This is a genomic window from Caballeronia telluris, assembly GCF_001544495.1.
GTDB lineage: Bacteria > Pseudomonadota > Gammaproteobacteria > Burkholderiales > Burkholderiaceae > Caballeronia > Caballeronia telluris.
This window is the reverse complement of the sequence record NZ_FCNZ02000076.1, coordinates 1-6,914: the sequence shown is the minus strand read 5'-3', so window position 1 is coordinate 6,914 and position 6,914 is coordinate 1. Positions and strand designations below refer to the sequence as shown.

Sequence of the window (6,914 nt, the reverse complement as noted above, 5' to 3'; positions counted from 1 at the left end):
TTTGCTTGCGTTTTCCATTCTTCAAATCTCCCGTTACAGCCAAGATCCAAAGTCTCCTACATTTCCGGGGCGCTTCACGAGCAGTTCGAGAATATCCGCCCACGGCATCGATAGACCAGCCACGTTCGCCAGCCCGACCAAAGCTCGCGGCTCCCGCTCGCAAAGGAGCTGCATAAGGCAAACCAAACGCTTCACTTCTGGACGTTGTGCCAGTTCACCGATGTGCAATACAGGAATCTCTGCCCGACGCAGGTAGTCCGACATGAATTCTATATCGGCACTACGCTTGCACAGAATAGCCTGATCTCGAAAAGGTATACCTTCGTGATTCCGCTCCAGAACCTCCTGCGCGATTGCCTCCGCGATGTCCGTTCTCTCGACGCACGAAATCAGCTTCGGCAAGTACGAGCTCTTACCATTGACCGCATGCATCTCGTCTAGCGGTAGTTCGTCCTGCAATGTGTGAACACGCCCGGCTTCGGAGAAAAGCTCTAGGATTTCCTGCGAGCTTCTCCGGTTTGAATCCAGTGAATACTTGCGCGCGGTCGATGTGTCTCCGCCTCCCCTGAACGATTGCTCGAACTTCATCAAGCTTCGCACAGATGCGCCCCGCCAATGATGTACCGCTTGACGTACATCACCCACGACCCATAACGATTTTGCTCGTACGGCAAGCTGCCGCACCAGCGCCACCATTGCTTCGGTGACGTCCTGGTACTCATCTACGAGTACATGCTCGAAACGGTTTGCGAATTCCGCAACGCTATCCCTGTCATCTCGAATGTGCAGCGCGGGCTTCGCAACTAGGTCGACAAAATCGACCATCTTTGTTTCTCGAAGCACACGTTCGTGCAACTCATACAACGTGGCTATATCCGCTCGCTCGCGCTGCAGCTCATCGGAGATTGGCTCAAGTAACTGCAGGTGCCTTCGATACTCGTCCGGGCTGACCAGTTCTTCCTTTAGACGCTGAATACATCTTAGGACTGTCTGAAGCCAGTCGTAAGGATCTTCAACCCGTAGAAAGTACTGCAAATCTATGGTCGGCAGATTGCGCACGAGCAGAGTTGTCTCATGCAATCTATCCGCAACCATTACGTCTTGATCGAGACCAAAAAGCTGATGGTATTTCCGCAGGAATTCAAGCCCGAAAGCATGGAACGTCCCCGCCCAGACGTCAGCGGCGCGCTGGATACCAGCAACACGTAGTCTCTCGATGAGCTCGAAGGCTGCCTTGTTCGTGAACGTGAGGACCAAAATACGACTCGGGTCTACATTCCGCTGCTCAATGAGGTATTTGACTCTGTGAACAAGCGTGGTCGTTTTGCCAGTTCCCGGACCTGCAACAACGTTCACGAACCTCTCGGGAGCTTCTGCGGCGGACTTCTGGTCCGGGCTTGGACAAGGCAAGTCCCGAGGAGATACTGGTGTTGCCTTTGGTAACAACACTGCATCGAGTAGCTGCTGCCGAACAAGCTCCAGCGGAAGCACCAGAGTCCGCGCAATCTCACGAGGACCTTTGCCCTGATGCCACAGAGTTGCCGCTACCTCTCGAGGCAACAGCAATTCCCGGGCAAATACATTTGCTTGCAGTTCTTGACGTTCTCGCGCACCGTAAGCTTCGACTTTGATTGCTGCTGGCGTTCCTTCATTGCCCATCAACGCCTTGAGGTCTGCTATGGTGAATTCCGGCCTGTCAGCGTCAAGCCTCCAGTGTCCTAGCTCATGCGCGACCAGATACACGTGTTCATTGTCGGTGACCGTGTCTCGAACGTAGATAAAGCATTCCTTTCTTCGCAGGACAGCACCACCACCGCCCAGCGCAGCGTAGGTTGGAGGAACTTTCTCAACGCAGAGTTCAAGCTCATCTTCGACGAACGAAAGCAATTCGACGCTGCTTGGGAGATTCGTCGAGCAGTGCTTCAGCAACTGCTGCCGGACCTTAAGTCCTTCCGTACGTGCCCGCTCAAATGGGTTCATTGATGACGTCAGTCTTTGAACTTCATGAGTCTGGCAGTTTCAGCATCAGTCAATGCCAATGACCTGACCGCGTCTTCCCATTTCTGAGGCTCTAGGAGCACCTGTGGTTTTCCTTCTTCCGACTTGAATGCGGGCACTTCAGATTCTTCGAAAGATTCGCAGAGCACCTGCTTGAGTGCGACACGAGATACATCCAGATTTTTTGATATTGCATCAAGCAGTTTTGGAGGGGGCTCGATGGTCCCAGCAAGTATTCCACTGACAAGCATGGCGTAATTCCCAATTCCAATGTCAACAGCCAGTCGCCGCACCTTTGGTCCCTTGACTCCAGCTACAGCCGCGCGGGCCAAGACGAGTTCTGTCTCAGTTGCGGCCGACCGGGCAAGACGCTGTTGTCGCGAGAGTGAATTGACCATGCACATCGCAACAAGCTGGGAGGAGGATTTCCCATACTCTTTGGCAGTGAGCTTCAATCGAATAGACAAATGACGGCTCAACCTCACCATCCATTGAACTGTGTCATCGCCGTCAAGAGCACTCAACCTCAACTCATAGCTCAAGAGCAGCTTGGTGGGGCTTTCGTCTCGACTTCTTCTCTCGAATTCCTCAAATCCATCTGCCACAAGCTCGCGAGCGATAGCTGCAACTGAGTCACCCCGAAGGTCTGCCAATTCGCCGACAGCGACCTGCAGTGCTCTCTTGCTGCTGACACCGATGGTGTCCTGACGCTCCTTCGTACGGCTCGTTTCGTTGGCGCGGTGCTGAGATTCGCTATGCATGACTGCCTCCGTAGGCTCAATACCTTTATCGAGTATTTTTTGATACTCCGCGTCCCAACCTGTCTCTGTATGTGCATCCAGCACTTTGGAATTGAGGGTACTCATCATTTCCAATGCCGCTGCTTCCGCTGAACTGGCCGACACGTCCAGAACCTCCTCATTCGGGAGTCTGACGGTACACCTCACAGCCGAGTCCCGAGCATCTGCACGGAATTTCGCATTCGCAGACAGGACGTAAATCAGTTGAGCCCATTGTGCAAACAAATTGGCTGCGCGCTTGGCATCACTTTGGGGCAGAATCTTGGCTCGCATGGTGGACAGTATGATGATTTATTATTAGTATAAGCATGTATCAACAATATATCAAACGAGGGGGCCGCCCTGATTCACGCTGAATTTTCCGCCGCTGTCCGAGCGGCCGTGCACCAATGGCGTGCGGGGATGGCATTTGAGGAAGCGTGCGCGTCCCTCGCGGACCCGGTCGCCACCGGCGCACAGCTGAGTGCCGGCGTTCGTGCTGAGCTCACGCGGACAGGTACGGATCTGGCCGCTCTTCGAGAGCAAGCATGGACAGAGGCGTGTATGCACCTGCCCAACGCGTTTGACGCGGCCGAGCTCCCGACGACACCGGAAGCGTTTCTGCCGCTGCCCAACTCGGAAGGCACGCTTCTGGCCCGGGCATCATCGATTGCGGCACTTGCGACGCTCGGCCTCGATACCGTGTCGTACGGCTCCGAGAACACAGGCGCGTTGTTCGTCAACCTTGTCATCATGCCGGGTGACGGTTACTTCCCGGAGAAGTCCCGCAGCTCGATGCACGGTCATACTGACGCGGTGAGCTTCCCGGTGCGTGGGCGGTTCGATAACGAAGACGCGCGTATAGCACCCTCACCGGATTTCGTCTGCCTGTCCGGTCTGCGAAACCCGGCGAATGCGGAAACAACTGTGATGCCGCTCTCGGAGATTCTCCCGCAGCTCACGCACGACCAAATTGCGGAGCTGAAGAAGCCACAGTTCATCATTCGGGCGCAAGGCACCTTCCGCGACGGGACTGAGAGCATTCTCGGCGAGGAACACCAAGTCGACGGCGGCGAGCTTCTCTTTGACGTCGAGGGCAAGTTGTGGGTCCGCTTCAGCCACAGCAGTGCAGGCGCAGATGAAGAGGAAGGGGCGGCAGCAGATGCTGTTGAGGCATTTGCTGCGGCGTGCAAGGCCCGTGCAGATGGCATTGCAATCGCGCCGGGCGACATTTTGCTCGTCAACAATCGCATTGGCCTGCACGGCCGGACGACTGTCGAGGGTGAAGCCGGCGGCGAATCGCGCTGGCTGCTGAGGACGTATGGGCTTGACACAGCGAGTCTGGATCCGCAACAACGTTACGAAGATTCGGCCCATAAACTGTTCCCTTAAAATATGCTGCTGCGACGCAAGGCCGACGATGCGATGTGAATAATCGATGGTCATATGGCCGCCGTCGTCGGAGCGAAGCATACGGACGAGTGTTCAAAGGTCGTCGCAGCGAGTGACTCCTCCTGGCCGAGAGGGCGCGGGAGCTTGGGCAAACGCGGCCGCGTTACGACGAAGAGTTCGCTGCACGGCCGGCAACCGAACTTAGATTTCGGTTTGCTCGGAGATCTCGATCGCGTCATCGACCTCAATGCCGAGCTATCGAACGGTGCTTTCGATCCTATCGACTGCTGGCAATAGAGCTGGACTATCTCCCGAACGGAACTACGTACCCTGACGGACGACGCTGACTGCATGGCGGCACCTTGCGGCCTGCGTCGCAGGACATAGGTTATGCCTAAACGCTCTTCACGAAGGCCAGTAACTATTCCTCAACCGCGTATCGCATCGAGATCGGCGAGCCGTCGAGCGCCGGGACGTGCACAATCGTTGCACGTTCAACGGTGCAGACTGGCGCCTCGAAGATGGTTCCACGGTCTTCTCTATCCAGACAGCAGGGCCTGCGAGAGAGAATTTTAATGTCCAGCGCGCGCGGCAAGTCCGCAATTGCCTGGGCTCCCCAGCGAACATTGGACATAGTCCCGTGCGGGAGATAGTCGAGTTTGTTAGTCCCAAGCAAAAAGCTGAACGGCTCTGAGATTCTTCGTCCGTTTGCAGATCAACGTTGCTTTCGTCCGGCGCGTCGTGTGCGTGCCGTAAGCGGTCGAATCAAGGCCAATCGCGGCGACGCACCGGTGTACCACTCGAGCGTATTGTCGCGTTGAGATATGCGGAGACCGCGACAGACGGCTCAGGAACAGATACTCGTCCAATATCAGCTTGGCGTTTTCGATCTGCCACTCAAGACATTCAAGACGCAGTTGACGCGTACAACGCGATGGTAACGGCCTACCGTGACACTCGGGCAACGGATGTCGAAGTTGAAGATGCCCTCGAACACGTGGAGAATTTGTGCCGCACCGTCAATCTCGACGCGCACCGAAACTTCGGCCAAGCGAAATATGCAGCGAACGCGGGGCGGCCTCCGAGTAGGCGAGGAGGTCGCCCCCCTCACCCCTCACAGATCCGGACGAGCCCAATTAAGGCATCCGGTTCCTCATCATGCAGATTCGCTCACGGTTTGGCGTAACGACGGACAATCCGAGGCTGCGGTAACGGGAATAGGGTGAGTATTCTCATGAAGGCAACCCATGGCATAGAGCGTTCGTTCGACCTTCGCGACAACCACTTACGCCAGATGCGGGCGACGTGATTCCGCAGAGTCGCCAGGCGCTCGAAATTGCCGCTGATGCCAAAGTAGGCATAGTGCCCCTTAAGCATTCGACTCAGACGCTGGTGCTGATCGCGAAGCGGCCGGGTCCGCATACCACGGCAGACACGACTGACTGCTTTGAGCGTACGCGCGACGCGGTCTTTGGCGGGGCGGCCTCAAAAGTGAGGTGCAACACTTATCTCGTATAAGGTGTTGCAATGCCCGACAAAACTACTTCATACCAGCACCTTCAACCTGAAGAACGCCTCGCCATCGCAAGCCTACGATTGCAGGACGTGAGCATTCGGGCCATGGCCCGAATGCTCGGGCGCTCGCCCTCCACCGTGAGCCGTGAACTGACGCGCAACAGCTCTCCTGCTGGCTACGCATCAGTGCCAGCTCAAGCGCTGTGCGCCGCCCGCCGTAGGGCTGGTCGCGGCCCCGCCAAGCTTTGCACGCAAGGCGTTCGCTGGCGGATTGTGCTCACGTTACTGGACTGGAAGTGGTCACCCCAGCAGATATCGGGCACACTTAGGCGGATGTATCCGACTGACCCCACCCAGCACGTATCGCATGAAACCATTTACACGGCTATCTATGCTCAGCCGCGTGGCGAATTGCGCCGCCAGTTGATTGCCTGCCTGCGCCACGGCCACAACAACCGCATGTCGCGCACGCGCGGCACAGACCGACGCGGGCAGATTCCCGACATGATCAGTATCCACGTGCGCCCGCCCGAAATCGAGGACCGCCTGCTGCCTGGGCATTGGGAAGGCGATTTCATCAAAGGCGCCGGCAATCAATCCTCGGTTGGCGTACTGGTTGAGCGCACCAGCCGCCTGGTGCTGCTTGCCAAGATGGAAGATGCAACCGCCGCCTCAGCTCTGGCCGGCTTCTCCGCCAAACTCAACTCGATTCCTGAACCCCTGCGCCAGAGCTTCACTTATGACCAAGGCAAGGAACTTACGCGCCATCAGGAACTCGCCGCGGCCACCGGCGTGCGCGTGTACTTCTGTGACCCCCATAGCCCCTGGCAACGCGGCACATGTGAAAACACCAACGGCTTGCTGCGACAATACTTGCCCAAAGGAACCGACCTCTCGGTCTACACACAGGACGAACTCGATGCTATCGCCGACAGCCTGAACAACCGGCCGCGCGCAACCCACGCGTTCTATTCGCCGCTCGAGGTCTTCGCCGCCACGCTCGCCTCAGCAAGCCAACCTCAAAACGCTAAACATTAACCCCGCTGTTGCACTTCGGCTTGAAACCGCCCTCTCTATCTTCGTTGGCGCTTGTGCGAACGGCCGCATAGCGTCGTTCAGCCGCCTGAAGAGCGTCGGTTGCTGAACGACTGCAAAGGCCGATTATGCCAAGTCGTTGATTATGGAAAGTAGCTGTGATGATCGGCGGCACGATCCGATAATCACAGGGTG

At 56.8% G+C, this 6,914-nt stretch carries 5 protein-coding genes and 2 pseudogenes; 2 read left to right on the top strand and 5 right to left on the bottom strand.

All coding sequences use genetic code 11. The annotated features are described in order from the left end of the window. Positions 1–33 precede the first annotated feature (33 nt). Both AWB66_RS31780 and AWB66_RS31775 read right to left on the bottom strand, forming a co-directional pair. Positions 34–1,980: a UvrD-helicase domain-containing protein gene (locus tag AWB66_RS31780; protein WP_087633960.1), complete on the bottom strand. Its 1,947-nt coding sequence runs from the start codon at positions 1,978–1,980 to the stop codon at positions 34–36. 8 nt (positions 1,981–1,988) lie between these two features. Continuing rightward, on the bottom strand, positions 1,989–2,903 hold the full coding sequence (locus AWB66_RS31775) for a hypothetical protein (RefSeq protein WP_125469875.1): 915 nt from the start codon (positions 2,901–2,903) through the stop codon (positions 1,989–1,991). A 438-nt stretch (positions 2,904–3,341) separates the two neighbouring features. Here AWB66_RS31775 and AWB66_RS31770 point away from each other — a divergent pair, with 438 nt between their 5' ends. Beyond that, the gene (locus AWB66_RS31770) at positions 3,342–4,169 is read left to right on the top strand and encodes a TauD/TfdA family dioxygenase (protein ID WP_159462990.1); all 828 of its coding nucleotides are present in this window, start codon (positions 3,342–3,344) and stop codon (positions 4,167–4,169) included. Between the two features lie 201 nt (positions 4,170–4,370). On the opposite strand, the pseudogene AWB66_RS35045 reads toward AWB66_RS31770, so the two are convergent. Both AWB66_RS35045 and AWB66_RS34760 read right to left on the bottom strand, forming a co-directional pair. Next, positions 4,371–4,445 (bottom strand): annotated as a pseudogene (locus tag AWB66_RS35045) (tyrosine-type recombinase/integrase); the annotation flags it as partial. 401 nt (positions 4,446–4,846) lie between these two features. Further along, positions 4,847–5,116 (bottom strand): annotated as a pseudogene (locus tag AWB66_RS34760) (tyrosine-type recombinase/integrase); the annotation flags it as partial. A gap of 580 nt (positions 5,117–5,696) precedes the next feature. On the opposite strand from AWB66_RS34760, the gene AWB66_RS31760 reads away from it, so the two are divergent. After that, positions 5,697–6,722 (top strand): IS30 family transposase, encoded by a 1,026-nt coding sequence (locus AWB66_RS31760; RefSeq protein WP_087633957.1) that lies wholly within the window; start codon positions 5,697–5,699, stop codon positions 6,720–6,722. Here the strand turns inward: AWB66_RS31760 and AWB66_RS34755 are convergent. After that, positions 6,712–6,914 (bottom strand): hypothetical protein (locus AWB66_RS34755; RefSeq protein WP_235021346.1); only part of this gene is annotated, 203 nt, incomplete at its 5' end. The genes AWB66_RS31760 and AWB66_RS34755 overlap by 11 nt on opposite strands.

Excerpts from the sequence above, each read along its gene's own strand:
- AWB66_RS31780 (WP_087633960.1), bottom strand. The coding sequence starts at position 1,980 with ATGAACCCATTTGAGCGGGCACGTACGGAAGGACTTAAGGTCCGGCAG.
- AWB66_RS31770 (WP_159462990.1), top strand. The coding sequence starts at position 3,342 with ATGCACCTGCCCAACGCGTTTGACGCGGCCGAGCTCCCGACGACACCG.
- AWB66_RS31760 (WP_087633957.1), top strand. The coding sequence starts at position 5,697 with ATGCCCGACAAAACTACTTCATACCAGCACCTTCAACCTGAAGAACGC.